Source organism: Micromonospora sp. NPDC049230 (genome assembly GCF_040647875.1).
Taxonomy (GTDB): Bacteria; Actinomycetota; Actinomycetes; order Mycobacteriales; family Micromonosporaceae; genus Micromonospora.
Genome location: NZ_JBEZCZ010000053.1, coordinates 1 through 26,970 on the forward strand (window position 1 = coordinate 1; position 26,970 = coordinate 26,970).

Genomic DNA, 26,970 nt, shown 5'->3' on the forward strand with positions numbered 1-26,970 from the left:
GAGCCGCCTGACGGAATCGAACCGTCGACCTACGCATTACGAGTTGATCGCATCATCGGACCAAGGCGCAACATAGCTGATCATGGTGTCGCCCCTCCCCTGCCAGGAACGTCATTATCAACTATGGCAAAGCATGTTCACTTTCGATACTGCAACCTTTTGGTGCAACCCACAGTCAGGTGATTGTCCGCAGGTTGACCGTGTCGCCCTGGTCGTCGTCGCCCCCACCGAGGGCATCCTGGGCGGCGTCGCCGTAACCGCGGTAGTAAGCCTCGCGGGGGGCCCTGGCTACCGCAACGGTGACGTGGCGGACGCTGCCGGTGGCCACCTGGCGCACGTTGACCGCGAGAGCGGCGACGGTGAGCGCTCCGGCCAATCCGACGATCGCCGTGCGGGTCTGCCCGCTGAACAGACCGGTTCCGAGCCAGGTGACGACGGCGGCGATGATCAGGGCGGTGGCGGTCTTGCAGGTGCTGCGCATGGTGCTCCGATCTGGGGCTGTGCGGTGGCGGTCATCGCGGAGGTCGGGGTCGCCTCCAGCCGGGCGCACCACAGGCGGCCGGCACCGTATCCCACCTCCCATTCTGGTGGGCACGGCCGATCAGGCGGGACGCGGATCCAGGTGGGTGCTGCGGGAGACCGGGAGGTCACCGCGAGCGCGCAGGGCATACAGCCGGTGCAGGGTGGGCCAGGTGAGCTGAGCGACACCCTCGCCGGACACCTGGTCGCCGTGCTGCGGACTGCTGCCAGCGACTGCGGTCATACCGCCGGCCTGGGCGACGGGTCCGGCGGGGCCACTCGGGCAGGGCCAGTCGTCGCGGGTGGCGGTGCGGTCGAGCCGGGGCGCGGTGTGGATGTCGGCGCCCTCGCGGATGGTACGGCGCAGTTCGTCGAGGCTGCGCGGCGTGCCGTCGCACTGGCGGACCTCGCCGGCGTGGTGGTCGACGGGGTAGGCGGCGGGGCTGGGGTCGTCGAGGGTGCGGCCGACGGCGGGCCCGATGGGCACGGGCAGGTCGGCCGGCACGGGCTCTGCGGCGGCCGGCGCCGGCACGGTGGCCGCTTCGGTGCCGGACTGGGTGGTGCCCGTGCCGGCCGTGGTGGTCGTCGGCGCCGGGGTACTGGTGGCCGGTGCGGGTGTCACCACGACGGGCGGGACGACGACGGGCGGCGGGGTGGTGATGACCTCGACGACCGTGCCCACCGAATCGACGACCTCGCCCACCGTGCCGGTAACGCCGTCGAGGATGTGGCCGACCGGGTCGGGCTTGCTCTCCGGCTCCGCACTACTGCCGCCGCTGGGGTCGTCGGCCGGCCGCTCCGGGTCGGGCTCGGCGGGCTTGGCCGGCAACACCTGGTCGACGACGTCGCCCACCGCGTCGGAGGTCTGGTCGAGCACATCGCCGAGCAGACCTTCCGACTGCTCGGCGATGGCGGCGGGCCGGTCGTCGGCGCGGGCGGTGTCGGGGTCAAGGGTGGCGAACGCGCACCAGGCAGCTCCGGCGAGGCCGCAGACGAAGGCGGCGCGGGCGATGGCTGGTGCTACGCGCAACGTGCCTCCCCCCGGCGGTGCCAATCCCATGTGACGGGACTGCGAGGCAGCCATCGTGACGCAGATGGGCTGGCAGCGCACTACCAGTGAGATCGATTCACATCAACGCCATCTAGGATATGTGCGCATTTGGATGCATTAGCAGGGGCTGCAATGCGTCATCTGCAAAATGCACCCTGTCACTCACGTGGGGCAGATCCGTCACCCGGGCATGATTCGTTCCGGAATAATTCCCAAGATCGACGATCAACGTCAGCGGATCGTCAGCTCCACGCGGCTCGCCGGATGCACCCCGGTGACCCGGCCGCCCATCGAGATCACCTGCACATGCTCACCGACCGGCAGCCCCAACTCGGCGCGCTCAGCTGCCGTCGCCGGCCGGCTGATCACGGTTGATCCCCGGGCGACGGACACCTGCCTGCGCTGCTCGGCCACCCGCACGCGCGTGCCAAGGCTCGGCTCGGTGACCACCAGGCCCTCCGCGCGCAGGACCGCCAGCGTCCGGCGAACCGTCTCGCGGCTCACTCCGTAGGTCTGCTCCAGCGTCCGGCTCGACGGCAACAGCTGGCCCGGAGCGATGACACCCGACGTGATCGACACGCGCAACGCGTCAGCGACCTGCTGGTAGACAGCACGCTCCGACTGGGGATCGATCACCCTGCGCACGGTACGGAGCAGTTGTCCCCACAGGATCCGGGGATCCGGGGGTCCGGGGATCCCCGGAACGTGGCCGGGGGCCCGGTGACGCGTACCGGGCCCCCGCCGCGCCCGACCCGCGTCGAGGGGCAGCCTCCAGGGTATCGGGACGCACCGACGCTGGTCACTACGCCGGAGCGTGCACGATGAGTACGCTCGATGCCGTGCCGACAGGCATCATTCGTTTCGGCAAGGAGGCCCGGTTGACCCCCAACCCGCTGGCCAGGACCCGCAGACTCGGCGCCGAGCTGCTCAGGTTGCGCACCGAGCGCGGCTACAGCCACGCCGAGCTGAGCCGCAAGAGCGGTGTGTCTGCCTCGGTCATCTCGCGCACGGAAAACCCGCTGGGCGATCCGGGCCGCAAGCCCGGCCTGCTCTCCATACGCAGACTGCTCGACACCCTGGACGTGCCCAGGGGTAGCCGAGAGTGGACCGTCATCGAGAGCTACGCCGAGGATGCTGCCACCAGCCAGTGGTGGGACGCCGCGACATACACGCGGATGGGCGACGGGCAGCGTACCTACGCGCTCGTCGAGGCCGGCGCGAGCACGATCCGGGAGTACTCCGGACTGCTGCTGCCGGGCCTCGTTCAGACCGACGCGTACGCCCGGCATCGTGTGCTGGCCCTGACCGGTGACGCGCCGGTCAGCGACCCCGACCCGATCGTGCGCGGACGCCTGGAGCGGCAGCGGCAGACCATCGGCAACGGCCTGGCCCAGTACCACCTCGTTCTGGAGGAGCAGGCGATCCGCCGCCGGCCGGTGCCGGGTGACGTGATGCTGGAGCAGCTGCGCCACCTCCTGGACCTGATGTCCGGGGACGGGGTGAGCGTGCGCATCGTGCCGGTCGACGCGCAGCCCGGCGACGGGTACGCGCCGCGGGCGCCGTACGCCCACGTGACCTACCCCGACACCGATGATCCGCCGATCGTGGTGGTTGACAACGTCACCAAGGCGTTGCTCGTCACCAAGCCGGCGGAGGTGACGGGGTATGCGCAGCTGCACAAGCGGTTGCGCGAGGCCGCACTGTCTGACGCGGACAGCGCGGCGTACATCCGGCAGGCGGCCGACGAGCTGGCTGCCACGACCCGAAAGGGATGACCGATGTCCGACCCGCAGCAGTTCAGCACGACCGATCCCCGCTTCGTCACCTGGATGAAGAGCCCGGAGTCGGGCGGCAACGAGGGGTGCTTGTACGTCTCGACCGCCACGGATGGCTCTGGTGACGTGGCTCTGTCCGAGAGGGCCGAGGCCGGTGCCGACGCGCCGATCCAGGTGGTCCCGAGAGCGTCGTGGGCCGCGTTCTTGCAGGGCGCGAAGAACGGGGCATTCGACCACATCTGATCTAACTTTTCCCGAGGGCCGGCACCGATTGGTGTCGGCCCTCTTCGATATCGCTGGCCGTGTCGGTCTTGTGACCTTGGGCGAACGATGCCAGGGTGACATATGCCGGAGCGAATCATTCGGCAGCGGATGCGGCGGCACGAACCCCTCAGCCCCAGTCTCGGCTGCGGTCGCATCCACCCAGCAGGGCACGGCGTGAGCGACGGCCCCCCGTCCGCGAGCACCGGGCCCAGGGCAGGGGGCGGCCGGCCGGACGGGACCGGCCGCCCCCCAGTCCCCGAGGCGAGAGGGCAGCGATAGCGATGAGGAATCCGTTCCGCCGGCGCCGCCGGCAACCCGTGCAGCTCGACCAGACCGGCCCAGCCACCTGCTACGAGCAGCGTGCCGGTGCGCATCCCGATGACCGGCCAACGTGGGCCGGCCCGACGATCCCCGTCGCCACCGGCTCTCCGCTGATGACCCGTGGCCAGCGCTACCGCAGCGGCGGCGACCGGTGAGCCAGGGCCAGGGCCAGGGCCAGGCCATCATCCGGTGGGAGACACCCCCGCCGGTCACCCGCCGACCCGCCACACGCGACGGGATGACCCCGGTCGAGCGGGTCCGGCAGATGGCCGCCGAGCTGCGCGCCCGGCCCGGTGAGTGGGGCGTCGTCGCCGAGGGCAACAACGCCCGCGCCCACGTCACGCGCATCCGGGAGGGTGCCGTGCTGGCGTGGCGACCGGCCGGCGCGTTCGAGGCAGCAGCCCGCACCGTCGACGGGCGGATCACCATTTACGCCCGCTACGTCGGAACAGCCCAGTGATGGGCGAAGAGCCGACCACGGTGCGGGCGGCCCGGGACTACCTGGCGCAACGGTCGGTCAGAGCGCTCGGCGAGCGCCTGGAGGGCGAGCACCTGCCCCGCACGCCGACGTGGGACTGCCAGACATGCAAGCAGCCGTGGCCGTGCGCGCCAGCGCGTGATCGGCTGACCGAGACGTACGGCGAGAACCGGGTCAGCTTGTCGATGTACCTGGCGTCGCTGCTGGACGCCGCCCTCGTCGAGATGCCGGACACCCCAGCCGCCGAACTGCACGAGCGGTTCGTGTCCTGGACCCGGTGACCCGCCAGCAACGCGACAGCACTCGGCCCCGCCCTCCGGAAGGAGAGCGGGGCCGAATCGCGCCTACTGGCCGTGCACCTCGCGGCGCGCAGCCAGCTCGCGCAGCACGTCCTCGGGGTGGCATTCGCGGTGCCGACCTGTGCCGGAGATGCGCCGGTAGCGGATCTCCGGCGGGTCGGCGTTGAGCATCCGGACCACGGTGCTCTTGGAGACGACCAGGAGCAGCGCGACGTCGCCAGGGCGCAGCCACTCGCCGGCGCGCACCGCGCGCTCCAGCTCGTCCACCGTCCTGGCCATCGTGCCGATCGTAGCGGGCGTGTCGCGCGTGGCGGTGATCGACACCTGCCCTCCCCTTCGTCATGCCTAATGTGTCTAACGTGCCTAGTGTGTCATACTGATCGGCATGACGATCGACCCGACCAGCGCGGCAGCCTGGCTCGACCTGGCCAGCCGCCACCGCACCGCCACCCTCGTCGTCGGCGGCCTGGTCGTCGGGCTCCTGCTCCTCGCCGCCCGACTCCTGCGTAAGCAGAAGCGCCGCAGTGCCGCCCTGACCTTCGCCGCATCCACGGTGGCCCTCGTCTTCTCCGCCGAGGGCATGTGGGAAGTCGCCCGCGGCGCCCTCCACCTCGCGAAGTGGCAGGCCGTGCTGCTGTTCACGTTCGCCGAGCTGCTGATGCTCTTCGAGGCCGACCAGGCCCGGCGGAAGATCGCCGAGAATCGCGACCCGAGCCGGCACATCCGCGCGGTCTGGATCATCGCCGCCGTCGCTGCGCTGGCCGCCGCGAGTCACGCTGACAACGCCTCCGGGCAGGTCGTCCGGTTCTTCATGCCGATGGCCGTGGCGTGGCAGTGGGCGTCGCGGATCAAGGACGACCTACCTGAGGCTGTCCGGCAGGAGTCCCGGTGGATCTGGACCCCCCGGCGCATCGGCATCCACCTCGGGCTACTCAAGCCCGGCAGCGTCGATGACCTCACCGCAGTGTTCCGGCAGCGACGTATCGCCGCACTGGTCAACGCCGGGGTGGCGTTGTACGCCGAGCAGCAGGCCGCGAAGCTGCACGCCGGAGCCGAGCCGACCGGTCGCCGGTGGTGGCCGCGCCGCGACCGGCTCGCCGCCGCGACCGCCAAGTTGCAGCGCCTGGCGAAGACCACCGACCCGGCCGCCGTCGCTGAGGCGCGCGCTCAACTTCGGCTCACGTTCAGCATCGAGCAGGCACTCCTCGGCCAACCCGGCGAGGTCGACGACTGGACCCGCGAGCAGCTCGACCAGACCAGCGCCGAGGCACGCCGCGCCGCCCTCCGGTCCAAGATCGCGCTGGCCCGGAGCCACGCCGCCCTCACCCGGCCGCCGCGTACTGAGCCGATGGTCGAGCTGGGCGCCATCCGGGTGCCGGCTCACGTGGCCGCCCAGCTCGAGCAGATGACGCCCGACGAGCCGGCCACGCCCTCACCAGCCGTGGCCACCGAGCCGACCACCGCACCGGCCATGGGCCCGACCACGACAGTGGCCATCGCGGCCACGAAGCGGTCGACCGTGGTCACCAAGACGGCCACGAAACCGGCCACCAAGCGCGGTCGGAAGCCGGCCACGAAGGGCACCGAAGCCGAGCGCACGGCCACCGCGTACGTCGACCTCATGGCCACCCTGCACCGGCCACCGACCGGGAGCGAACTGGCCACGGCGGCCGGCGTCAGCCGGTCCTACGCCAACGGCTGGAAGCGCGACAACACCCCGACCGCGAAGGAGAGCTGACCCATGCCCGAGAGCAAGAACCAGAACGTCGCCACGAGCGTAGTCACCCGGCAGGCGGACCTGGACGACGCCAAGGCCATCACGGCCCAGGCCAACCGGACCGACGACCGGACGGAACGCACGGCGCTGTACGCCCAGGCCGCCGAGCTGCGCAAGCCGCACGGACAGTAACCCAAGCCGCGGGTGCCCGGCCCCACCTCCTACAGCCGGACCGGGCACCCGCACTCACTCCCGAAGGAGAACAACCATCATGACAACCGCCCACCTGGACCAGGACATCGACCTGGACCTCGACGAGCCGAAGGTCAGCCGCCCCGGCTCGCTCCACCGCGCCACCCGGGCCGCACTCGCATTGGCACTGGCGTCCGTCTTCGTCGCCGCGCTCGCCGGCCGTCTCACCCTCGACGGCAAGGCCCTGCCGGCCGTGTTCGCCCTGGTCGCGACCCTCGCGGCCTGCACCCTCGCTACCCGCCCTACCAGCAACTGACCCCGAGGAGCATCGTGAATCAGCAGACCAGGCAGCAGACGCGTTCGTTCTTCGCCGGAGCCGACGCGCTCACCGACAACGTGGCCCTGCTGGAGTGGTGCGAGAACAGCCGCCGCATCCTCCACGCCGGGGCCCTCGAACTGGGCATCTGCGCCTCCGAGCTGGACGCCCGCCTGCGCGCGGTCAGTCGGGGGCCGATGGGCGGCATGTCGGGCCGGGCCCGCGCCCGACAGGTCGCCCGCCCCATCCAGCAGGCGTCCGAGGCACTCGTCATCGCGTCTCGCTACATCGTCACCGCCGGCAGCCGCTTCCAGGCTGTCTACCTGCCTGAGCTGGAGACGGCCGGGCACCGGCCGCGCCGCCAGGACTTCAAGTTCAAGGCCTGAACAGGAGCACATGGTGAAGACCACTACCCGGATGCCGAAGAACGCCGGCTACGACGGCGTGGCCACCGTGCACACGGTGAAGCTGCCGCTATGGCCGTACCTGGTCACCCCGGTCAGCGCGGTGGCCGCCCTGCCGATCACCTGGGGTGCCCACCACTGGTACGGCAACTCGCCATGGACCGGCGTCGCGCTCGCCGCCGCCGACGCCACGGTTACCGGTTTCACCTGGTGGGCGGCCCGACCGCGCGGGCCGCTCATGCAGAGCATGTCCACCGGGCTGGCACTCGCGGGCAGCGCCTGGACGACCATGGCCGTCATCGAAGGGCCGTGGAGCAGGGGCATGTTCGGCGTCTGGTTCATCGGGACCGTGGTCGGCTCCGTGGTGGTTGGGGTCCGGCGCATCATGCACAAGGCCGGCGGCGATGGCGACGAAGCGTCGGCCGGTGGCCTGGCCGACGCGGTGAAGAGCCTGCGCGGCGCCCGCCTCGGCCGCACCACAATCGACGGCGCCCGAGCCACCGCGACGGTCGTCCTCGAATCGGGCACCACCGCGAGCGACCTGGCCGCCGACCGGGGTGCGCTCGCCTCAGCGCTCGACGTGCCGGCCACCGCAGTACGGGTCATCCCCAACCCCGACTCTGCCCGTCGGGCCAAGATGTCCGTGGTGCCCGTCGACCAGCTCCGCGAGACCCGCTACTGGCCTGGGCCGTCCGCGCCCGGTGCGTCGATCGCTGACGCACCGATCCGGCTCGGTGTGATCGAGGACGGTGAGCCGCTGGATCTGTGGCTGCCCGGTGACCACAAGGCCGGCCGCAACTCGGCTCACCTGTCCGTGGTCGGCATGTCCGGCGCGGGCAAGACCGAGTTGGTGCTGAACCTCTGCGCCGATGTCCTCACCCGCAACGATGTCCGCCTGGTCGTCACCGACACGCGCAAGGGCGACCAGCTGCCCGAGTGGCTGCGACTCGGCGCGCACGAGACGTACCTGACTCCTGAGTCGGCCGAGGACTACATCGAGGATCTGCCGCGGCTCATCGCCGAGCGGGCCCGCCACCTCGGGCAGCGCGGACTGAAGCAGTGGGTCAAGGGCTGCGGGCTGCCGTACCTCGTGCTGGTGAACTTCGAGGCTGCCCGGCTCGTCGCCGACAGCAGCTCCTTCGTCGACGTCACCGAGTCGGCTCGGTCGGTGGGCATCTTCCTGCTGGTCGAGTTGCAGCGGGCGACGCACGATCGGTTCCCCACCTCCGCCCGGGCGAACATCTCCGCGAAGATTTGCCTCGGTGTCGAGCGTGACACCGACGCGGAGGCGGCGCTCTCGGAGCGCACCCTCGACGCGGGCGCCGCGCCGTGGGAGTGGAAGAACAGCCGCCCGGGCTACCTCTACGCCGAGTTCCCGGGTGTCGATCCGGAGCGGTGGTCGATGCCGGCCCGGGCCTTCATTGCCCGCAGCGAAGAGGACCGGGCAGCCGCCATCGCTCCGTTCCGTCCTGTCGCCGTGTCGGCGCCCGCAGCACGACCTGCCCCCGTTCAGCGTCAGGAAGGACAGCCCGTGAAGCCGAGGGACGACCAGGACGATGAGCGGGAACTCAACCAGGCGCTCAACCTGGCCGAGCCGCCCGACGACGTCGACCCGGCCCAGCCGATCGAGGTCCCCGCCGACATGCCGCGGCTGGCGTTCGGACAGCTACGTAAACCGCCGATGGGCACGGCCGAGGCACGGGCGTGGATGCGGGACTACCTGCTGCGGCTCCCCGAGTCCGGGACCACCGCGGTGAGCCCGGCCGAGTTGGGCGACGTGATCGAAGCGACCGGCCTCACCGCGAGCTGGGTGGGCAAGGAACTGCGGCGGCTCTGCTCGGGGCCCGACGCGATCCTGCGGAAGACCGACCGCGGCGTCTACAAGATCAGGGTGGCCGAGCCAGCGTGACAAACAGCGACCACCAGGGCGTACGGACCGTCCGGACACACACCCGTCCGGACGGCGTCCGTACGCCCATCTACCTGGACCGGGCGAGGAACGTGCGGACAGTCCACACGCCCCCGCCTGCCAAACACGGAGAGTGAATCATGAGGAGCCTCGTCATCGCGTTCAGCGCCGGGGTGATCGTCGGTGCGTTGGTCACCTGGGAAGCCGCCCGCCGGTGGGAGCGGGCCGCGTGGGCGTGGTCCTGGGCGGCGGCCTGGATCGCTGAGGCGGCCTGGCTCGCCGGGCAGGCCGCCGGCTGGATCACCATGGTGGTCGTGACGCTCGCCATCGCGGGCGCGGTGGTCTGGCTCGCGCTTTGACCCCCCAGCACAAAGCGGCCCCGCCTCCAACCGGAGGGCGGGGCCGCGGAGGTCAGTCGTCGGGCTGCTCGGCTGCCTTGATCTCGGCGATGAGCGCGGCGCGGAACGCGATCGAGGTGCCGACCCGGATGCCGGCGATCTCTCCCCGGTTGTAGCGGTTGAGCAGGGACTGCTTGCTGGCGTAGCGCAGCTCGGTTGTGGCCTGCTGGAGGGAGAGCAGGTCGGGGATCTCGGGGTCGCGCACGGGGCCAGTCATGCAGGCAGCGTACACCCAGACTGGACGAACGTCCATAGGAAAGCGCATTCCTGAGGTGACTTAAAAAATGTTCGCCAATTCCCTTTCCTGACTGGACGATCGTCCAGTCCCTGTGTTACGCTATAGGCACAAGGGAAACGGGAGAGGGAGAAAGAAAATGCGAAAGATGACCACCGAGCGAGCCGCCAAGGAAATCCGCCGAGCCTACGGAGCCCTCGCCGGCACCACCCCCGACTACCTGATGAGCCTCGTGGACCTCCGCAACATGGTCGATCTCACGACCGACGAGATCACCGCCGGAGTGATCCACCTCCTCCAGGCAGACCGAAACTTCGTGTGCTGGCCGGAGAGCAACCAGAAGGTACTCAGGCCAGAGGAGCGGATCGCAGCGATCCGGGTCGGCAACCAGCCCAAGCACTGGATCGGCTGGGGCTGACCCCCTCCGGGGGTCGGGCAACCGGCCCCCGGAATTGCTTGATATTCCCCATTCCTGGACTAGACGATCGTCCATTCGCGCTGCTATACTTTAGGCACAGGGGAACGAGAGAGGGAGAAAGAAAATGATCCGCACCAAGGCCCAGCACGAAGAGCTCCAGATCAAGATCGTCCGCCTGCACTACGGCCTGGAGCGGATGCTCTCCTACTCGCCCTGCCAGATCGACCTCTACGGCCGGTACCTCCCGGCGCCGGTGGCCATCCAGTCTGAGGTGACCGCCGCCCGAGGCCTTCGCCTCCCCCGGCGGGTGGTCGTCAACCGGTTCGGCCGCCGGGTGGTGCTGCGGGGCTGACTCCCCGACCGGGGGCCGGGCGGCCGGCCCCCGAGCAGCAGGAAAGCGCTTACCTCTCCCGTTCCCTGAACACGACAACGCCCCACCCGGCCGAAGCCAGGTGGGGCGTTTCGTGCTTTGGTCGGCGCTGCCCGGGACGTCACCGGGGAGCACCGCGCCGACGATCCTACCGGCGGCCCGTTGGCCGCGGCGGCCAGGTCGTCACCGAACGGACCTGCGTGAGCTTCCCGTCCACGTCGTACTCCGCGGTCGACTGGCTCTCGGCCGGCGGCAGCCCGTACACCGGCGCAGCCGGCTTCCCCAACAGCACCCCGAGGAACGGCCACCGCACCTCCAGTCCACGCACCAACGCGTAGTAGGCCAGGACCACGAGCGCCACCACAGCGGCGACCAGCTGGGTCGACGAGTCCCCGTCGAGGACGATCCCGGCCCGCGACGCGAGCCAAGCCAGCACCGAGCCGATCGCTACCGGAACGGCCGTGCGGATGAACGAGATCAGGTAGTCGTGCAACATGACGAGCCTCCTCAGACTCTCGGCGGCCAGCACCAGGTGCCAGGCGGAATGGTGCCGACAGTGGAGTCCGTGTGGTCGGAACCGTCACCGGGCGGCACGTTGAACTCGGCGAAGCCACCAGACGTGCCGGGGGTGAACACCCACAGGTGCACGTGCTCAGGGCTGTCGAGTGCTGGCACGTCGCCGGCCTCGATGCCGCTCGGGTCGAGGCTGTCGATGGTGCCGGTGACAATCGCGGCACGTGGTGCCAGCCGCCCCTGCTTGCCTCGGTAGTGGACGATCCGGCCAAGGGTTGGTTGCTGCACGGTTCCCTCCTCCTATTCGGCGACGCACGCGGCGATCTGCCGCGCCCCGCTGGTGGTGACCACGGTGACCGTCTCCGCCGCCGTCCCCTCCGGGCACTGCGCACCGGCCGGCCCCGCCTCGCCCTGCGGGCCTTGCTCACCTTGCGGCCCCTGCTCGCCGCGCGGACCGGCCGGACCCTGAGGACCAACCGGGCCCTGCGGACCCGTCGCCCCAGCAGCACCCGCCGGGCCCGGCCCGCCGGCGGGCCCCGTCGATCCGGCCGACCCGTCCTCGCCCTTGGCGCCACTCGGTCCGGTCGCACCCGGGGCGCCGTCGGAGCCGTCCGACCCATCGAGGCCAGGCACACCGGGCGGGCCCGGCGGGCCAGCTGGTCCGGCCGGCCCGGGGTCACCACGCAGCTCGGCCGGATCAACGACACACGTGCCGCCGAGCTGCCGCACCTGCTGGCACAGCTGCTCGGCCCCCGACACCGCCGTGTCGGCGCGCTGCTGCTCGGCAGTGGCCTGCCGGCCGAGCGACGCTGCCCACCAGGTGACCGCCGACACGATCAGCGCCGTGGCCGCCACGGCCACGATTGCCCGCCGGCGGCCGCGGCGGTCCATGCGGCGGCGCAGCTGCACAGTCTCATCCGTCACGGCCCGCCACCGTCCGGTCGATGGTGCGGCAACTCCCGCTCCGCCGCGGCGGCCCGATCCTCCGCTGCCCGCCGTGCGGCACGTTCGGCGTCAACGGCCTGCTGGAGTCCGTCCATGCGGGCCTCGGCGGCGGACCTGCGCGCCTCCGCCGCATCGGCACGCACCTCGGCCCGGTCGACGGCGTCCTGGTACTCCTTGCGGTCCTGCCGGTTCGCGTTGAGCAGGTACACGACGACTGCGAGGAGCGTGCCGCCGACGGTGGCCGCGCCGAGACCACCGGCTGGGATGAGGGTCGCGAGGTCCACACGACGTCAGGCGGCCAGTCGGCGGGTCAACTCGTCGACGACCTGCTTGGCCTGATCGGCGGGGAGCGCCTCGACCACCTCGTCCGCGATGGCCGCCGGGGTGAGCGCCGCCAACGCCGCGGTCGCAGCCTCGGATGCACCCTGACGGGCGGCGTCAACGATCTGCTGCAACTCGCCCTCGTCAACACCCGCGACGGCGGCCATTTCGGTCATCCATTTGCCGACGTACGCGCCGGACCCGGACGGGCCGTGAACGAACACCCAGTGCAGGTCACCGAGTTGCCGGGCAAACGCCGCCATGGCTTTGTCCACTCGGGCCAGTTGCGTTGCCTGATCAGGGGTCATGTCGTCGTCCTCCAGGAGTCCGATGGAGCTGAGGTAGCGGCGGAACAGGGGCCGCTGGTCACGGCCCGCCTTGATCGAGTCGCGGAAGAAGCTGAAGTGGGTATGCCAGCGGTGCGAGCTGTCGCCACTGCTGCGTTTGCCGAGGCGGTCCCACCGCTTCACTGTCGAGCCGTCGGGGCTGTAGATGATCTCGCGGATGTCCCGGGTGTCCGGCGCGTTCGCGGCGCACTGGCCGACGCACCAGAGGCTGAAGCTGGCCAGGGTGTGCGTCCGGCCGCCGGAGCGGACCTCGAAGCCGCCGACGTCCAACGCGGCCGCGTCGAGCGTCAGGCCGCCCTGGTCCCGGGGTGACTCCACCACCGAGTAGTCGCCTCCGACCACCCGATCCGATCCGCAGTGGTAACCACCCCGGTGGGCCGGGTCGCCGACGATGCCGACCTCCGCCGGCTCCAGGTCGGCGGCACGGTAGGTCCGCTCGTCGACGTTCAGGTGAGTGAGGAGCAGACTGCGGACCTGGAGAAGGTTGCTCGGGGCGCGGGTCATGGCAGCATCGCCACCCACAGCACGTTCATCGTCGGCTGCTCATCGTTCCCGACGCTGGTGGTCACCCCAGATCCTCCAGTGTGGTAGATACGCATCTCGATGTAGTCGCCAGTCGTGGCTGGGATCAGTTCGGTTCGGGCGGGCACCCGGGTGCTGGTCCCGCTCACCGCGGGCAACAACGAGTCCGTGCCGACATAGATGGCGCTGTTGAGCGACCAGTCGACCAGCCGAAAGCCGGCGGCCGCCGAAAAGGAACAGCCACCGGACACCTGGTAGATGCCGGGATACCGGACCGTGTACCGGCTGATATTGACCGACGTGGAGTGCCCACCAATGCCATCAACGTCGGTATCGAACACCTCCGCGTCGAAGGTAATCGCCACTGCCGTGGCATTCGGGAGGGCCTGGGGCACGGTCTGACGCAGCCGGGCGCGGGGCGGGTTCATCAGGAACCGGATCGGATCCCGCACGTAGGCGTTGAGGTTGGTGGAGTTCAGGGCGTCCAGCTGGTTGGTCCACCCGGCCTTGGTTTCGGGTACGGCAGGCACAGAGCCTCCTCAGTAGGCGATCAGGGCCGCGTTGCCGACAAAGTCACCGACGACCGGGCACGCCGGCGGCGCACCGGGGACCGGCCCGAGCAGTGGGCTCGTGTTGAACTCGAGGAGCCGCCGCCGGTGAGGGCCGATGACGTGCCGGATGCCCTGCACGATCAAGTGCGGCACATCATCCGGGCTCCCCACTGGCATGCCGGTGAGCTGGATCCGGTCACCGACGCGCAGCCGCAACAGCGCCTTCCGGGCAGCGATGGTGCGGTTGAGCAGGTTGATCCGCAGCAGCGGGCAGCGGGTCCGCGGCTGGCCGAACGCCGCGAGCGTCCAGGCCGCCCAGTTGGCGGGGTCCGCGTCGACGTCTGTATCGAGGGCGACGGTGCGGGCCAGCACCCCATACCGGGCGCGTTGGGGCCCGCTGACGCGGCGGGCGGTGCCACCGCCAGTGCGGGTCGCCACCGTGTCCGTGACGGGCCGATCCGGCCGGTATCGGATCCCACCCCGCATCAGCCAGCCGAAGGGGATGGCCAGGGTGACCGGCTGGTTGTAGCGGCGGACCCTTGGGACCAGTGTGATCCGCCCCTGCGGGGTCGTCATCAGGATGTCCTGACCGGTAGTCGCCGCTTCCTGCATGGCCTGCGCCGGCGTTTTGCCGCCCAGTTCCGCGACCTGCATGGGCGTGGACGCCTCAGCTGGTAGATCCAGGTCGGTAGGTGCCAGCCCGGCGAAGGCGGCCAGGGTCGCGATGCGCTCCGCGACGGTCTGCCGGTGCAAGCCCCGGCATCCGTGTGCGTACTGCTCCAGGTGCATTGTCCGACTCATCGTGGTCGCGGCCGGCCCGACGCGAATCTGTATGTTGCCGATCGCCCCGGACCAGCCAAGTCCAATATCGAGGTGGTCAAAGGTCTGAACGCCGGGGGTCACCCCGGTGGCCTGCGACGCGGTGGCGTCGTGGCCAACCCACAGCTCGTGCACGCCCGTGCCGGTGTGCAGGCGGGTCGTCACCAGACGCCACTGGTCCCGAGGCCAGACTTGCCCGGTGTCCATCGTCCGCGTCGTATCGCCCGGGACGTAAACCTGGCCGCCCTGCATGAAAAGGTCAGGGCCGGGCACGCTGAGCGTCCGCCGGATGATGCGCAACGTGGCCGACGTTTGGGCGCTGTAGAGGCTCACAATCCAGCCACCAGGCTCCTCCGACCCGGCCGCCATCTCGTAGGCGCTCAGGTTGACCCATGCGGACAGGGCGATAACGTCACCGGCGGCCACAGTCACCGGCTGCTCGAATGCCGCGAGCAGGGTCGCCTCAGCGAACGACGAGAGGCCGGCGGTGTCGCCGACCGGGTTCCACCTGGCGTACGACTGGTCATCCCCTGGCGGGCCGGCCATGGACGCCGCCGTGATCAGCTCTTCTGGCTCCGCTGCGATGGGCACGGCTCCGCCGAATCCATGGACGACGCGGCGGGTGACCGTACCGGATGTGGTGGACAAGTACTCGCCGGCCGTGGCGGGCTCAGATAAAGGGAACCATTCGACGAGTGGACCGCCGTATGTTCGGATGTGCTCGGCGAGGGTGCCGTCGAAGCTGGGCGCTCCGGCGAGACGACCGAGGCGATCCACCGCGCTGATCGAGCACGGCTGGTCGACATTTGGTGAGTTGACCTGCACGTCAGGGATCTCCAGGAGGCCCGTCGCGAGGTCGATCTCCTCGCCACCGACCGTCTCGGTGATCCGAACCTGCCGGCCCTGCTCCCACGTGCCGTAGTACGGGGAGGCGGGATTGCGGGGGGTCAGCCAACCGTCCCCGTTCTTCAGCACTGCGGCGATGCGGGTCGGCTCGATGTCCTGCGACTCGGTCTGCCGGCCGATGTCGATGGTGAGCGGGCCGCCGCCGTCTCCGTAGTGCAGCCGGCCGGCCAGGTCGGTCCACGAGGCTAGGAGCATGGCAACGTCGATGTACACGAGGTGCCACACGGGGACCAGGCCGGGCAGCACGATCTTCATCTGCCCGTACCCGGCACTGCTCGGCGAGTCGGCCGTGTGCTCGATCTGGGTCCAGACGCCTGCGGTCAGGTCCACCGAGGCCACCGACTCACCCAGGTGCACGGTTGCCGGGTCGTACCAATTGAGGCCGATTTGCAGTCGCCCCGCGACGTTCGCGCGCACCCACGCCTGTACCCGGTGAGTGAGGTTAGGCGTGGTCGGAACCAGTTCGCTGCCGACCGCCGGCCCCGACGTCACCCCATCAGGAGTAAGTAGCCCCGAGGCCGCCCCCTGGTACGCCTGGGTGGTGGATCGGGTGAACGTGGCGCCGTACGGGGACCAGGGGGTGGCGGTCGTCTCGAAGAACGGGTTCGCGTTCAGTGGCTCCAGGAGCGCCACCTTCAACGAGATCTGCGGCTCGGGCACGTGGCCTCCTTAGCTGGCGGGCAACAGCGCTGCCGGGGCGATGCCGATCGAGCTTGCGAAGTCGATGAGCTGCTCGCGGATGACCCGCCCGTCGGGGGTTTGGTAGATCAGCCGCAGCGTCATCTCTCGGCCGCCGGTCCCGTTGGTGTCGCCGGGGCCGAGGGGCTTCACGGACGCGCCCTGCGGGAGGTAGACGGCCTCTTTGCCCCGCTCGGCGATGTACGCCATGCCGGCCCGTCGGGCGGTGCCGCCACCGGCCAGGTACGGCAGATCGGGGGTGGAGAGGGTCATTCCGCCCCAGGTCTGCCCGGCGATCGACACACCGGGGATTCGGAAGCTGAGGCCGTTCCACCGGCCGATGATCCAGTTGACGGCCTGACGGAAGGCGAATTTCATGCCGTCCCACATGCCTGCGAGCCTCACGGCGAGTCGGCCCTTCAAGCCGCCGACCCAGTCGACAAACGCGGCGCCCTTGCTGATCACCCAGTTGAACGCGGCGGCGGCCCCGCTGCCGATGGCGGAGTAGACGCTGGACATGGTGGACCACCAGCGCAGCGCCCCACCCACGACCAGCTCGATCATGAGCCGCCAGTAGGAGAGGATCCCGTCGACCGCCGCAGTCACCCCGGACACGATGGCGTCCCAGACCATGATCCAGAAGTCACGGAACGCGGCCGAGTGGGTCCAGAGCAGGGCGATGCCGGCGACGATCGCCAGGATCGCGAGGACGAACAACCCCAAGGGGTTGAGCATCATGACCACGTTCAGGGCGGTCTGGACAGCGGTCCACACCTTCGTCGCCGCGACGATCAGCATGATCACCCCGGCGAGGGTGCCCAAGGTGATCGCCAGCGGCTCGACGATCGCCCGGTTCGCGCCCAGCCAGCGGGCCAGGCCCTCCAGGTACGGGATGGCCTTCGCAACCTGCTCGACGAGGGCGGCCTGGGCGCTGCGCTTGAAGGCCTCCAGCTTCTGGCTGGCCGACTGCTCCAGGGCGTTGCCCATCCGGTCGGCGGCACCAGTGACGTTGCCGAGCCGGTCGGCAGCGGTGTCGGTGTCCAACGCCAGCAACGCGGCGCCCATGTCCTCCGCCTTGGTGCCGAACAACGCGACGGCGGCGGCATCCCTCTCCACGGGATCTTTCAGGGCGCGCAGCCGGTCCAGGACCACGTCGAGGCCCTTCTGCGCGCCCGCGCCACCAGAGGCGATCTGCGCGGTCATCGTCTTGGCGTTGAGGCCGAGCAGCTTGAAGCCGTCCGCGCTGGTCGTGCTGCCGTCGATCGCCCGGATCGAGAATTCCTTGATGCTGTCCGCGACCGTGTCCACGTCCCTCGCGCCGGCCTTCAACCCCTGGATGAGCAGGCCAGTGGCCTCCTTGCCGTCCAACCCGAGCTTGGCGAACTGGACGGAGTACTCGGAGTAGGTGTCGAGGAGGTCACCCGCCTGGTCGCCGGTCTCCTGGAAGGCCCTGGTCAGGATGTCCATGGCCTCGGCGCCGTCCTTGGCGAGGCCGTTGCGGATCATCTGCCCAGCCGCGCGGGCGGCAGCGGTGACGTCCACAGAAAAGGTCTTCGCGAGGGCAGCGACCTTGACCGTCAACGCCTCGATCAGCTCGTCGCTGTCGTCTTCCGAGACGAGCCCCGAGTTGAGGACTGCCCGGAGGGTGTCGCCGATTTCCTGCGCGCTCTCACCGAAGCCGCGGGCGTACACCCGGCCAGCGATGGCACCCATCTCCTGGGCGTACTCGGTGTTCCCGAGCTGCGCTTCGAGGCGGGTCTGCGCGGCGTCGAGGTCCATTGCCCCGGCCAGCCCGGCCGCCAGGGCCAGGGCAGCGGCGGCACCGATGCCCATGGCGAGGGGTTCCAGCCTGGACCCGAACCGGCGGAACTTGCCCTCGGCCTGGTCGAGGCCCTGCTCCATCGGCCGATCGTCGAGCTTGATGACCGTCGACAGTTCGCCCAGTTTCAACGCCACGCGGTCACCTCCTGGTCGGTTGGTCCGGCGCGAGCGCGCGGGCGACGCGGGTGTCCGCCCGGAGCAGGCCGACGATGCGCACCCGCAGCCACCGCCACGGCCGGGACGCCATCAGCACCTGGTCGCCGACGTCGACGCCCCGGTCTTGCAGGTCGGCCTCGACGAGGTCCCACCGGATCAGGAGGTCGTCCCACCCGATCGAGAGCCCCGACCCCGGTTGCCTCTCCGGCGGAAGTTCGTACCACTCGAAAAGCCCTGTGACGGGGTCGCGGTCGCCGCGCCCGTACTGCTCGATGCCCCGCCCCGGCGCTGCGCTCGGTTCGGGGCTGGCGCTTCCGGGCGGCCGGCCGACGCCCAATACATCTCCGCCACCTCGTCACCGGCGGCGAGCCAGGCGATGGTGGTCATGCCGGCGTGCTGGATCCACCGGCCGGACACCTCGTCGTCGAGCATCTGCTGGTAGGTGTCGCCGAGGACTGCCACGTGCAGCGGGGTGCCCTCGGTGACCCCTGGTGGCAGTGGCATGCGGTTGATGCCGTCCAGTGCCCGTTGGGCGGCGGCGGTGTCGCCTTCCTGGCCAACCCTGACCGCTTGGGCGACGGCCATGCCGGACGTCCAGACGCGCTGGCAGTAGAGGCCGAGGAGGGCGGGCACGTCCTCGATCCGGTACTCGCGCCCGCCGATGGGCAGGATGAGCGCCGGGTCGAAGACGCTGTCGATCTGGCCGAGCTGAAGGGCCATCAGCTGTAGACCACGTCGTTCTGCGCGCCCGCGGTCGCGTTGGTGCCGTTCGGGGTGGTGACGACCACCTCGTACGTGCCAGCGGCCTTCGCCGGTACAACCGCGGAGATGGTGTTCGGGGAGATGACCCGGAAGGTGGTGGCGTTGGTGCCGCCGAACGTGACAAGGGTGGCGCCGGTGAAGTACTGGCCGGAGATGGTGACCAGGGTGCCGCCGGCGGTGGCCAGACTGGTCGACGGGCTGATGGAGGTGACGACCGGGTCGGCCGCCGGGTCCAACGTGATCGGGTTGGCGATCTCGGTGCGGGCACCGCGCCCGGTGATGGTCACCTTCGCCGCGTCGAGGTCCGGCACGCCCGTGTTGGCCCGCTCCCAGGTGACCAGCCCGGTGCCTTGGTACGCCTCGGGCTTGCCGTCCTTGTCGTACCACTGCACCTCGACCCGGGAGCTGTCGCCGAACTTGTCGGAGGCGAGGCGCATCTTCTCGACGCCTGCGTTGAACAGGCCGCCCTCCTCCTTGAGGAGAATGGTGGCTTCGATCTGCCAGCCCTGCGCGGTCTTCTCGCTGGAGTTCCACCCGTCGGTCTCGTAGTCGGAGTCATCCTGCAACGTCGGCGAGATGCTCGGCTTGAAGTCGGTCAGCCCGGTAACGACCACCCAGACGGGGCTGCCGGTGGTGCCGGTGTTGACCCGCATGCGGTAGCGGCGGGCGAGTGCGGTCGATGCCACGGTGCTCTCCTTGCGATCAAGACGGGCGGTGCACCGTGGGGCGCTCCGCATCCAGGTAGTAGTTCTCGCTGCGTTCCCACCGGCCGTTGCCGTCCTTGCCGAGGGACGAGTAGGACTGGCGGTAGATCTGACTGACCCCGACTCCGCCGAGGGTGAGCGGGCCGGCGGAGTCGAGCAGGTCGAAGATGGCGTCGGCCAGGTCGTCGACCTCGCGCGGGTCCTTCCCGGCTCGCAGCCGGATCTGAACGCCCTGGGTGGTGCTGGCGTTGCCATGCCCGCCCCCGACGACGTACGCGGCGAGGGTGATCAGCCGATCCGGCGTGGTGGGGATGTCTCGGATGACGATCGCGGTGTCGTCGGCCTGGTAGCTGCCGGTGGGCCGCCAGGTGCCGACGCCGGCGGCGTGGAGGTGCTCGGCGAGGCCAGTGATCAGGCGGGAGGTCCAGCCGTCCCCAGTGGCCACGTCAGCCGTCCAACTCGTCGCGCAGCGGGCCCGCCGCCAGGGCGAGCATCGTGTCCCGCTCGGTCAGCATGGGCTGCTCCAGGTATTTGGCCTGCTTCCCGTCGTCGTGCCGCCAGGTCATTTCTTCGTGCTGACGGACGGCGTACGGCCGGTCATAGCTGACCGCGACCGCGCCGGCGCCCGGATCCTTGGACACCTCGCCGGAGCGCTCCAGGTCGCCCTCCTCGTGCGGGGCAAGGTCACTGGACACCTGGAGCAGGTGCTCGGCGGCCAGCTCGATGCCGTCCATGCCGGCACCGCGTAGCCGGGCCAGGATCTGCGGGCCGTTCCACTCCAGCTCCACCGCTACTCCAGGTTCAGCTCGATGTGCTCGGGCAGGCTCAGGCCGTGGTCAGCCAGGTACGAAGCGGCGAGCACCTTCGCCGTGCGCCCGGCCCAGGGCAGGGTGACCAGCGACCCCGGTGGGGCGACCGTGGCCGGCGGGACCAGCACCGTGGTGGAGCTGACCGCCTCGGAGCCCTCGGCGTCCTGGGTCTGCACGGTGACGCGGCGGGCTGTGTCGTCGACGACGCACGGGGCCACGTCGACGGGGTTGGCGTGCACATCGCCGTACGCGCCGGAGCCGGTCAGGGCGGCCACCTGGACGGTCTTCGGCTCCGGGATGTACGCCGCGATGAACTCTTCCCAGGTCATCGGTCACCTGCTCTGCGGTCCGTGGCCGGTCAGCCCGGCGGCCTGAAGAACCATCCACGCCTGCTCCCACAGGGTGCCGATCCGAACCGGTCCGCCCTCGGGAGGTGTGACCGGCGCGGACTCAACTGAGACACGGCCGATGCTGAAGCCGCCGCGGCGGACAGCACCGAAGCCCGTGACGTTCCCCGCGTCGAGGTTCGCCGCGACCTGCTCCAGCGTCGCCTCCCGCAGCGCGGCGACTACCACCGGGTCAGTCGCGTCGTACACGGTCGTGAGGAGCGCCCGGTCGACGTCCCGGGAAGCGCGGGTGAGCAGCTGCTCGGCGTTGGCCGGCGTGCGGCCGAGGTGGTCGTTCAGCTCGGTCACGGTCGCGTACGCCACGGGCCCTCCTCGCAGGTGGTGACCCCCGACCGGTGTGGGCCGGTCGGGGGTCGGTGTCACTCGGCCTTCGGGCCGTACTGCTCGCGCAGCTCGTCGCGCTTCGCTGCCCGCACCGTGGCCTCGTCGACGCCCTCGACGTTGCCGATGACCCAGTCCGCCCACGCCTCCTGGGACGCGTTGCCGGCCGGCGGCTCGGCGCTGTCCGGCAACGCCGTGTCGTTGGCCAGTTCAGCCGTCACATCGGGCACCGGACGCTGCTCGATGAACACCTGCTCGGCTGCGGTGGTCTCCCGACGCTGCTGCTCTGCGGTGTCGGTGATGACGACCTGGCCGCCGTCCTCGGTCTTCTCCAGGCGGCCGACCGGGCCGGGCACGATCGGCCCCGGGCCGGACACGGCGTGGATGCCGGGGGCGACAACCTCGGGGCCGTGCGGATCGGCTTGGCCGGCGTTGACCGGCGGCAGGAAGTCATCGGGCTTCGGATTGACCGCCGCGTCTCGCAGCGGCGCGGCCAGCTGCTCGTGCGTGTGAGAGCTGTCCACCTCCACCTGGGGCAGGGCGGCCGGGCTGGCCGTCTCGCCGTCGATCTCGTAGCCGGCTGACCGGCAGTACGCGATGACTGCCGGGTTGTCGGTCTCCGCGACGCCGTCCCGGAAGATGACGTCGGCGATGCCGCCCTGGTAGTCCCGGTTCGGGGCCTTGATGATCGCCATCAGGCACCAACCTTCAGGTTGCGCAGGACGCCCGCGGCCTTGCTGGCCTTGAGGACCACCGCGACCGGACCCATCTCCACCTCGCCGGTCTTGACGGCGCCGCTCGTGCTGAAGTCCGGCATCCACTGCTGCACCAACGGGCGACCGGCCATGGAGACGCCGTGGAAGCCGTCGAGGCCGAACCGCACGGCGTAGATGTCGGACAGGTTGGTGATGTTGCCGCCCGCCCCGCCCGCGTCGGCGTCGCGGGTGGCGGTGCCGATGACGGGGTTGTTGCTGCCTGCCTTCTCGCCGAGGTCGACGAGCTCGATGCCGCGGTACTGCTCGATCGTCTGCCCGAGGTCGTTGGTCGACTTGTCGATCATGTCGGCCCAGGCTGCGACGAACAGGAAGTACGCCTTGGTCAGGGAATTCATGAGCAGGGCGTCGGGCTTGCCGTTGAGCTTCCCGAGCCAGGCGTTGACGTGCAGCATGAACTGCAACGCCTTCTGCTTGGTGTCGATCGTGGTCATGTCGATGTAGCCGGTGGCGACGCCATTGTTCAGCGGCAGGTACTCGGTCGTCGTGCCGACCAGCATTTTGTTAAGGCCGTCGAAGCCGTTGGCCTCCACCGCACTGTCCGCGTTGATCACCTGGTCGCAGAAGAACGCGTTCGAGGCCTTGATCTTCTGCGACATCTGGAGCGCGGTCTCGGCCGCGGCGGCGATGCCGTTGAGGACGCGGTCGATCTGGAATGACCCACCGAGCGGCTTCAGGTCCACGGTTGCGCGAACCTTGGTCACCTCGGCCGGCGTGTACTCGGCGTTGATCGCGCGGTAGCCAGCGGTCGGCTGCGAGTTGAGCCGGGTGTATCCGTAGGTCAGGGTCGCGCCGCTACCGGCCTGGTTGACCACGTCGTCGAAGGTCAGCTTGTCGAGCAGGTAGCTGGACTTCTGGAACTCGTCGATGACCTGGACGTCGATGTCGTCCGTGGCGTTGAGTTTCGCCTGAGCGAGGGAAACGGGCATGGCGTGCCTCTTCGGGTCTAGCCGCCGAGACGGGCGGCGATGGCTTCAGTGAGGTTCTTCGGCTTGCTCTTCTGGCTGCCCCCGCCGTTGTGGTCGGCGCCTTGCTTGCCGGCCCCTTGGGCGGCGGTGGCGGCGAGCCGCGGGTTGGCCTTGAGGGCCTTCTTCATGGCGGCCACGACCTGGTCGTCGTAGTCGGCCGCGTCCGGGTCCAGCTCGGCCGTGGCGTCCCGGAAGCTCGACGAGTCGATGACGGCGGTGGCGTCGACGCCGGCCTTGTCGGCGTTCTCCCGCACCGCGAGTCGGAGGCTCTTGTCGCGGAGCTTCTGGGTGGCCTTGTCCCGCTCTTCGGCGGCTGCCTTGAGCTGCTCGGCGGGGTCGGTCTTGCCGTCCGAGGTGAGGCCGGCGGCCTTGAGCACGGCGGCAACACGCTCGTCGGCCGCCTTCTTCTCGGCCTTGGCCTTCTTCTCGCCCTCGCGGGCGGCGGCCAGGGCGCGCTCATGGCGCTCCTTGTCGAACTCCCCGACGATCTTCGGGGTCTTGGTGCCGTCGTCGTCCTGTCCGGTGTCGCCGGCCGGGTCGCCGTCGGTGTCCCCACCGGTGCCGGTGCCGGTGTCGCCTTCGCCGGAGCCGCCCGCGATCACGCGGATCGGTCGGCCGTCGCGCCGGTAGCCCAGGATCTTTCCCGGGACGGTGCGGTGGCCGGTGTGCGGGTTGACGAAGCCGAGGTCGGCGGTCGGCAGGGTTCTGCGGTCCACGGAGGTGCCTCCTTGAGGCGGTCGTGTCGGGTTGGTGACCACGGGTCCTTGCCGGTGGTCGGTACCGTGCCCCGGTCACCTACAGGAGGTCCCGATGAAGGCACGGACAGTTGGGTTGGTCGCGTTCGCTCTGATAGCGCTCGCGTTGGTGGGGGCGGCGATCGGCGCGTTCGCGGCCGGCGGCGAAGATCCGACGCCAGCAGGGAAGCCGACGACGGCAAACGCTCAGCAGCTCGCCGACGAGATCGCGACGAAGTGGCCTCTACCCAACCCGCGCGACACATCGGACGGCTGCCGGGCGAAGAAGGGCGACAGCGCGAAGGGCTGCGACTCCCGTGTCACCACCGACGCCGTGACCGTCGTCGCGTTCGACGATGAGACCACCGCCGCCCGCTGGGCGAAGGAGCTGAGCAAGGCGGGTGACACCCGGCAGGCTGGCCGGTACGTGCTGTCTTGGACGGCCCAGGAGCAGGCACTGACCAGCGACGAGGCGCGGGCAGACATGGTCACCATCGCGAAGAGCTTCTAGCGGGAGACGCTGCCCGCGCCGATCTGCTCCCGGTACGGCAGGCGCTTCAGCTCGGGGTTCGCGGCGAGGTGCTCGCGCATCGCGCCCTGCCACTGCCGGACCCTCGCCGCGGCGGTCGCCTTGCCGACGTCGTCGAGCGCCCCCAGCTCGCGTTCCTTCCACCGGCGGATGTGCCGCTCGATGGCCCGCTGCTTGACCTGGGCCTCGTAGCCCTTCGGGTTGGATAGGTCCCCGGTCGGGATCTTGGTCGCCCCGGGCAGGTACGCGCGGAGGGCGTGCGTGCAGTTTGGATGCTGGAGCCCATCCGCGCGGGCCTGCTCAACCGTTCCGGCAATGTCGACCGTCACCGTGCCCGATCCGACCCGGCTGCGCATCTCCGTCCGGCCGGTCCGGGCGCCGGAGATGGAAAGCACCTTGCCCTCCCACGGCCGGCAACGCTCGCACTCGCGCGGGGAGTTGGAAACGATGACCAGGTCGATCCCCAGCGTCTGGAGACGATCGGTCTGCCCCTGGACGGCGGCCCGCTGGGTAACGGTCCGGACGGCCATCTCGACGTAGCTGGAGAGCCGCCACACCCGGCCCCGGGCGTCGGTGAATGAGCTGACGCCCTGGTCGATGAACGCGCGGTAGGCGTGCTGGCTGGCCTGCCGTCGGGTTTGGCCGCCGGCCACACTGACCGCGGTCGCCTGCTGGATGACCGTGCGGTAGACGTCGAGGACGTGCCGGAGCACGTTGCTATGACGGGCGCCCACGTCCGCGATCAGCGCGGCGGCGAGGTTCTCGATGACTCCGGCCCGGGTGACCACGTCGGCGGCCACCGCGGCAGCGCGGACTGTGTCCGGATCGCGCGGGAGAAGCTGCGCGGGCAGTCCGGTGGTGGCCGCTGCCTGACCGGACCGGTACGCCCGGGCCAGGGCTTCGCGGATCTGTTCCGCCCCCGTGTCCTCCACGAGCTGGAGGACGCGCTCGACGGTGCGGCGCAGGGTGGCCAGTGCCCCGAGGCGATTGACGGCCCAGTCCTGGGCGTCGATGCCGGCGAGGAGCTGCCGGGTGACCTCCCGGACGATGGCCTGTTCGGCGGTGCGGTACAGGTCGACGGTGCTGCGGGTGATGGCCTCGATCTGCTCGCCGGTGAGGGCCATGGGCTACTCCTGGGCGGGTGGCCCGTCGTCGGCCGGCGGTGGTTCGTTGCCGGCGAGCGCACCGAGGGAACTGCCGACGTCGACGACCGGCGGGGCGTCGCCCTTGATCCGCTTGACCTCCGCCGTGACCTGGGGGTCGTCCCAGTCGGGATGCACCATGCGGACCATCGTCTCCACCGAGACGGCGCCGGCGGCCGAGAGGAGTTGCAGTGTGCGGGCGGTGGTCTCCGGGGCCTCGCTGACGCTGTCCCCGAACTCGACGTTCGGCTTTGCCGGCTCCGGGTGGTCGCCCTTCAGGTCGGCGCGGCGGGCATACTCCAGTTCCAGGAGCAGCTCGATGGCGTCGGCGATGGCCGGCCGCCACGTCTGGATCCGGTTCCCGCGGGTCGTGAAGGACTGCCGTTCGCGGGCCTGGACCTCGGTGGCGGTGACTGCGACGTCGCCTTCCTCGCCGAGGGTCTGGCTGGAGAGGCCGGCGTGCCGTAGGGCGGTCTCAACGATCGCGTCAGCGGTGGCCTTGTGCTCGACGTGCCGGATTGCGAACTGCGACAAGGTGATGCCCGCTCCGGCCTGGTCGGGCAGCGCGTTCAGGGCGGTAAAGACCTCCTGGTCGGCGTCCCAGGTCGCACCTCGGCCCGGACCGAGGGACTGGAGCATGTAATCGGGCACCATGATCCGGGAGCGGGCCAGCCGCAGGTCCCGCATCCAACCCGTCCAGGTGTCGTCCAACGCGTCGAACCACTGCTCGTTGCCGCAGAAGTCGGACCGGCCGAGGTACTTCAGGCCAGGCTCGGTACGCCAGGTGCGCTGCGGGCCGGCGTTCGGGATCCGGACCACATCGAGGCGCCTCAGCCCGGTCGCCTGTGCGCTGTTGGCGTCGACCAGGTCGGCGAGGTACGCCGACGTGGTGTGGTCGGTGAGCGGCACCGCCCGCCCGAGCTTGTCGCGGGTGCCCTCGTGCAGGGCGTACACGATCCTGCCGGCCCCGTTGACCACCTCGTGGTGCTCCAGCAGCCGGAGGTGCTGGTCCCCGTTGACGTGCAGCGTCGACCAGAACGTGACCTCGATCAGCTTGCCCCAGCGGATGAGGGGGATCGCTCCGTCGGCGTGCACGGCGGCCAGGAACGCGCGGTCCGGGCTGACCTCCAGGTCGATGACGGGCCGGAGGTACACGTCGCCGAGGGCGGATCCGGCCTCGGCGGCATGGAGAAGCATGGTGGCGAAGCCGTCCTCGACGAGCTGCTCCAGGCGGGCCATCACCGCCTCGTCTTCGTGGTCCAGCGTGGGCGGCTCGCTGAACAGGAGGTTGGCGGAGGTCGCGGCGAGGTCTGCGGGCAGCGGCACGTGGAGTCGGCCGTCGCGCTGGCCGGCAGGGGTCGGGGCACCCCAGAGCCAGCGGGACACGAGCCCGTAGAGGCCGCCTGCGCGCTGGCCGGGGCGGACCCGGGGGTTGGCGGTGGTCCGGTTGGCGTACACCTCGCGTAGTCGGTCGGAGTCCCCGGCGTACCAGGCGTCCCAGTCGCGGTAGGCGTCGTAAGCGGGCTGGACGTGGGGCGGCGGCCAGGCGCCATCAGTGGGGATCGGCACCGAACCT

At 70.3% G+C, this 26,970-nt stretch carries 37 protein-coding genes and 1 pseudogene; 14 read left to right on the forward strand and 24 right to left on the reverse strand.

What is annotated here, in order from left to right; translation table 11 throughout:
- Nucleotides 1-175 precede the first annotated feature (175 nt).
- From AB0A95_RS30715 to AB0A95_RS30725, 3 genes are all read right to left on the reverse strand, one after another.
- On the reverse strand, nt 176-481 hold the full coding sequence (locus AB0A95_RS30715; RefSeq protein ID WP_357559224.1) for a hypothetical protein: 306 nt from the start codon (nt 479-481) through the stop codon (nt 176-178).
- A gap of 120 nt (nt 482-601) precedes the next feature.
- Complete coding sequence (locus AB0A95_RS30720; protein WP_357559225.1) at nt 602-1,549, reverse strand: hypothetical protein; 948 nt, start codon at nt 1,547-1,549, stop codon at nt 602-604.
- A gap of 252 nt (nt 1,550-1,801) precedes the next feature.
- The gene (locus AB0A95_RS30725; RefSeq protein WP_357559226.1) at nt 1,802-2,215 is read right to left on the reverse strand and encodes a GntR family transcriptional regulator; all 414 of its coding nucleotides are present in this window, start codon (nt 2,213-2,215) and stop codon (nt 1,802-1,804) included.
- Nucleotides 2,216-2,391: 176 nt separating this feature from the next.
- Here AB0A95_RS30725 and AB0A95_RS30730 point away from each other — a divergent pair, with 176 nt between their 5' ends.
- From AB0A95_RS30730 to AB0A95_RS30750, 5 genes are all read left to right on the forward strand, one after another.
- Nucleotides 2,392-3,345: a helix-turn-helix transcriptional regulator gene (locus AB0A95_RS30730; RefSeq protein ID WP_357559227.1), complete on the forward strand. Its 954-nt coding sequence runs from the start codon at nt 2,392-2,394 to the stop codon at nt 3,343-3,345.
- 3 nt (nt 3,346-3,348) lie between these two features.
- Nucleotides 3,349-3,588, forward strand: coding sequence for a DUF397 domain-containing protein (locus AB0A95_RS30735; protein ID WP_357559228.1), 240 nt, complete (start codon nt 3,349-3,351; stop codon nt 3,586-3,588).
- Nucleotides 3,589-3,890: 302 nt separating this feature from the next.
- Nucleotides 3,891-4,085 carry a hypothetical protein gene (locus tag AB0A95_RS30740; RefSeq protein ID WP_357559229.1) on the forward strand — a complete coding sequence of 65 codons (195 nt, stop codon included), beginning with the start codon at nt 3,891-3,893 and terminating at the stop codon, nt 4,083-4,085.
- Nucleotides 4,082-4,390, forward strand: a complete 309-nt coding sequence (locus AB0A95_RS30745) for a hypothetical protein (protein WP_357559230.1) — start codon at nt 4,082-4,084, stop codon at nt 4,388-4,390. Before AB0A95_RS30740 ends, AB0A95_RS30745 begins: the two co-directional genes overlap by 4 nt.
- Nucleotides 4,390-4,689, forward strand: coding sequence for a hypothetical protein (locus AB0A95_RS30750; RefSeq protein WP_357559231.1), 300 nt, complete (start codon nt 4,390-4,392; stop codon nt 4,687-4,689). Before AB0A95_RS30745 ends, AB0A95_RS30750 begins: the two co-directional genes overlap by 1 nt.
- Nucleotides 4,690-4,752: 63 nt before the next feature.
- Here AB0A95_RS30750 and AB0A95_RS30755 read toward each other — a convergent pair whose 3' ends face one another.
- On the reverse strand, nt 4,753-4,986 hold the full coding sequence (locus AB0A95_RS30755; protein WP_357559232.1) for a hypothetical protein: 234 nt from the start codon (nt 4,984-4,986) through the stop codon (nt 4,753-4,755).
- 106 nt (nt 4,987-5,092) lie between these two features.
- On the opposite strand from AB0A95_RS30755, the gene AB0A95_RS30760 reads away from it, so the two are divergent.
- From AB0A95_RS30760 to AB0A95_RS30785, 6 genes are all read left to right on the forward strand, one after another.
- Entirely contained in the window at nt 5,093-6,445 is a 1,353-nt protein-coding gene (locus AB0A95_RS30760) for a hypothetical protein (protein ID WP_357559233.1), read from the forward strand.
- 3 nt (nt 6,446-6,448) lie between these two features.
- The gene (locus AB0A95_RS30765; RefSeq protein WP_357559234.1) at nt 6,449-6,616 is read left to right on the forward strand and encodes a hypothetical protein; all 168 of its coding nucleotides are present in this window, start codon (nt 6,449-6,451) and stop codon (nt 6,614-6,616) included.
- Nucleotides 6,617-6,695: 79 nt separating this feature from the next.
- Nucleotides 6,696-6,932 (forward strand): hypothetical protein, encoded by a 237-nt coding sequence (locus tag AB0A95_RS30770; RefSeq protein ID WP_357559235.1) that lies wholly within the window; start codon nt 6,696-6,698, stop codon nt 6,930-6,932.
- Nucleotides 6,933-6,946: 14 nt separating this feature from the next.
- A complete protein-coding gene (locus AB0A95_RS30775) occupies nt 6,947-7,318 on the forward strand; it encodes a hypothetical protein (protein WP_357559236.1) in 372 nt (123 codons plus the stop codon).
- Between the two features lie 10 nt (nt 7,319-7,328).
- Nucleotides 7,329-9,245 (forward strand): conjugal transfer protein TraB, encoded by a 1,917-nt coding sequence (locus AB0A95_RS30780; RefSeq protein WP_357559237.1) that lies wholly within the window; start codon nt 7,329-7,331, stop codon nt 9,243-9,245.
- Nucleotides 9,246-9,385: 140 nt separating this feature from the next.
- Nucleotides 9,386-9,604 (forward strand): hypothetical protein, encoded by a 219-nt coding sequence (locus AB0A95_RS30785; protein ID WP_357559238.1) that lies wholly within the window; start codon nt 9,386-9,388, stop codon nt 9,602-9,604.
- Nucleotides 9,605-9,656: 52 nt separating this feature from the next.
- Here AB0A95_RS30785 and AB0A95_RS30790 read toward each other — a convergent pair whose 3' ends face one another.
- A complete protein-coding gene (locus AB0A95_RS30790; RefSeq protein ID WP_357559239.1) occupies nt 9,657-9,860 on the reverse strand; it encodes a hypothetical protein in 204 nt (67 codons plus the stop codon).
- A 166-nt stretch (nt 9,861-10,026) separates the two neighbouring features.
- Between AB0A95_RS30790 and AB0A95_RS30795 the strand changes: the two genes are divergently transcribed.
- On the forward strand, nt 10,027-10,296 hold the full coding sequence (locus AB0A95_RS30795) for a hypothetical protein (protein WP_357559240.1): 270 nt from the start codon (nt 10,027-10,029) through the stop codon (nt 10,294-10,296).
- Between the two features lie 124 nt (nt 10,297-10,420).
- Nucleotides 10,421-10,648, forward strand: coding sequence for a hypothetical protein (locus AB0A95_RS30800; protein WP_357559241.1), 228 nt, complete (start codon nt 10,421-10,423; stop codon nt 10,646-10,648).
- 277 nt (nt 10,649-10,925) lie between these two features.
- Here the strand turns inward: AB0A95_RS30800 and AB0A95_RS30805 are convergent.
- From AB0A95_RS30805 to AB0A95_RS30885, 17 genes and pseudogenes are all read right to left on the reverse strand, one after another.
- Nucleotides 10,926-11,162 (reverse strand): annotated as a pseudogene (locus AB0A95_RS30805) (hypothetical protein); the annotation flags it as partial.
- Between the two features lie 11 nt (nt 11,163-11,173).
- Nucleotides 11,174-11,467 (reverse strand): hypothetical protein, encoded by a 294-nt coding sequence (locus AB0A95_RS30810; protein ID WP_357559242.1) that lies wholly within the window; start codon nt 11,465-11,467, stop codon nt 11,174-11,176.
- A gap of 12 nt (nt 11,468-11,479) precedes the next feature.
- Nucleotides 11,480-12,103, reverse strand: a complete 624-nt coding sequence (locus tag AB0A95_RS30815) for a hypothetical protein (RefSeq protein ID WP_357559243.1) — start codon at nt 12,101-12,103, stop codon at nt 11,480-11,482.
- Nucleotides 12,100-12,408: a hypothetical protein gene (locus AB0A95_RS30820; RefSeq protein ID WP_357559244.1), complete on the reverse strand. Its 309-nt coding sequence runs from the start codon at nt 12,406-12,408 to the stop codon at nt 12,100-12,102. The genes AB0A95_RS30815 and AB0A95_RS30820 overlap by 4 nt, the downstream gene beginning before the upstream one ends.
- A 6-nt stretch (nt 12,409-12,414) precedes the next feature.
- Entirely contained in the window at nt 12,415-13,296 is an 882-nt protein-coding gene (locus AB0A95_RS30825) for a hypothetical protein (RefSeq protein WP_357559245.1), read from the reverse strand.
- Complete coding sequence (locus AB0A95_RS30830) at nt 13,293-13,844, reverse strand: hypothetical protein (RefSeq protein ID WP_357559246.1); 552 nt, start codon at nt 13,842-13,844, stop codon at nt 13,293-13,295. The genes AB0A95_RS30825 and AB0A95_RS30830 overlap by 4 nt, the downstream gene beginning before the upstream one ends.
- Nucleotides 13,845-13,853: 9 nt before the next feature.
- The gene (locus AB0A95_RS30835; RefSeq protein WP_357559247.1) at nt 13,854-16,250 is read right to left on the reverse strand and encodes a hypothetical protein; all 2,397 of its coding nucleotides are present in this window, start codon (nt 16,248-16,250) and stop codon (nt 13,854-13,856) included.
- A gap of 9 nt (nt 16,251-16,259) precedes the next feature.
- Nucleotides 16,260-18,224, reverse strand: a complete 1,965-nt coding sequence (locus AB0A95_RS30840; protein WP_357559248.1) for a phage tail tape measure protein — start codon at nt 18,222-18,224, stop codon at nt 16,260-16,262.
- Nucleotides 18,225-18,401: 177 nt separating this feature from the next.
- Nucleotides 18,402-18,965 (reverse strand): hypothetical protein, encoded by a 564-nt coding sequence (locus AB0A95_RS30845; RefSeq protein WP_357559249.1) that lies wholly within the window; start codon nt 18,963-18,965, stop codon nt 18,402-18,404.
- Nucleotides 18,965-19,693 (reverse strand): IPT/TIG domain-containing protein, encoded by a 729-nt coding sequence (locus AB0A95_RS30850; protein WP_357559250.1) that lies wholly within the window; start codon nt 19,691-19,693, stop codon nt 18,965-18,967. The genes AB0A95_RS30845 and AB0A95_RS30850 overlap by 1 nt, the downstream gene beginning before the upstream one ends.
- Before the next feature lie 16 nt (nt 19,694-19,709).
- Nucleotides 19,710-20,156 (reverse strand): minor capsid protein, encoded by a 447-nt coding sequence (locus tag AB0A95_RS30855; RefSeq protein WP_357559251.1) that lies wholly within the window; start codon nt 20,154-20,156, stop codon nt 19,710-19,712.
- Nucleotide 20,157: 1 nt separating this feature from the next.
- Nucleotides 20,158-20,445 carry a hypothetical protein gene (locus AB0A95_RS30860; protein ID WP_357559288.1) on the reverse strand — a complete coding sequence of 96 codons (288 nt, stop codon included), beginning with the start codon at nt 20,443-20,445 and terminating at the stop codon, nt 20,158-20,160.
- Nucleotides 20,446-20,501: 56 nt separating this feature from the next.
- Nucleotides 20,502-20,849 carry a hypothetical protein gene (locus AB0A95_RS30865; protein ID WP_357559252.1) on the reverse strand — a complete coding sequence of 116 codons (348 nt, stop codon included), beginning with the start codon at nt 20,847-20,849 and terminating at the stop codon, nt 20,502-20,504.
- A gap of 3 nt (nt 20,850-20,852) precedes the next feature.
- Nucleotides 20,853-21,230 carry a hypothetical protein gene (locus AB0A95_RS30870; RefSeq protein WP_357559253.1) on the reverse strand — a complete coding sequence of 126 codons (378 nt, stop codon included), beginning with the start codon at nt 21,228-21,230 and terminating at the stop codon, nt 20,853-20,855.
- Between the two features lie 56 nt (nt 21,231-21,286).
- A complete protein-coding gene (locus AB0A95_RS30875) occupies nt 21,287-21,943 on the reverse strand; it encodes a hypothetical protein (RefSeq protein WP_357559254.1) in 657 nt (218 codons plus the stop codon).
- Nucleotides 21,943-22,950, reverse strand: a complete 1,008-nt coding sequence (locus AB0A95_RS30880) for a major capsid protein (protein ID WP_357559255.1) — start codon at nt 22,948-22,950, stop codon at nt 21,943-21,945. The genes AB0A95_RS30875 and AB0A95_RS30880 overlap by 1 nt, the downstream gene beginning before the upstream one ends.
- Nucleotides 22,951-22,967: 17 nt before the next feature.
- Nucleotides 22,968-23,705: a hypothetical protein gene (locus AB0A95_RS30885; protein WP_357559256.1), complete on the reverse strand. Its 738-nt coding sequence runs from the start codon at nt 23,703-23,705 to the stop codon at nt 22,968-22,970.
- 94 nt (nt 23,706-23,799) lie between these two features.
- Between AB0A95_RS30885 and AB0A95_RS30890 the strand changes: the two genes are divergently transcribed.
- The gene (locus tag AB0A95_RS30890) at nt 23,800-24,234 is read left to right on the forward strand and encodes a hypothetical protein (RefSeq protein WP_357559257.1); all 435 of its coding nucleotides are present in this window, start codon (nt 23,800-23,802) and stop codon (nt 24,232-24,234) included.
- On the opposite strand, the gene AB0A95_RS30895 is transcribed toward AB0A95_RS30890, so the two are convergent.
- Nucleotides 24,231-25,376, reverse strand: coding sequence for a phage minor capsid protein (locus tag AB0A95_RS30895; protein ID WP_357559258.1), 1,146 nt, complete (start codon nt 25,374-25,376; stop codon nt 24,231-24,233). The genes AB0A95_RS30890 and AB0A95_RS30895 overlap by 4 nt on opposite strands.
- Nucleotides 25,377-25,379: 3 nt before the next feature.
- Nucleotides 25,380-26,963 (reverse strand): phage capsid protein, encoded by a 1,584-nt coding sequence (locus tag AB0A95_RS30900; RefSeq protein WP_357559259.1) that lies wholly within the window; start codon nt 26,961-26,963, stop codon nt 25,380-25,382.
- Nucleotides 26,964-26,970: the final 7 nt, after the last annotated feature.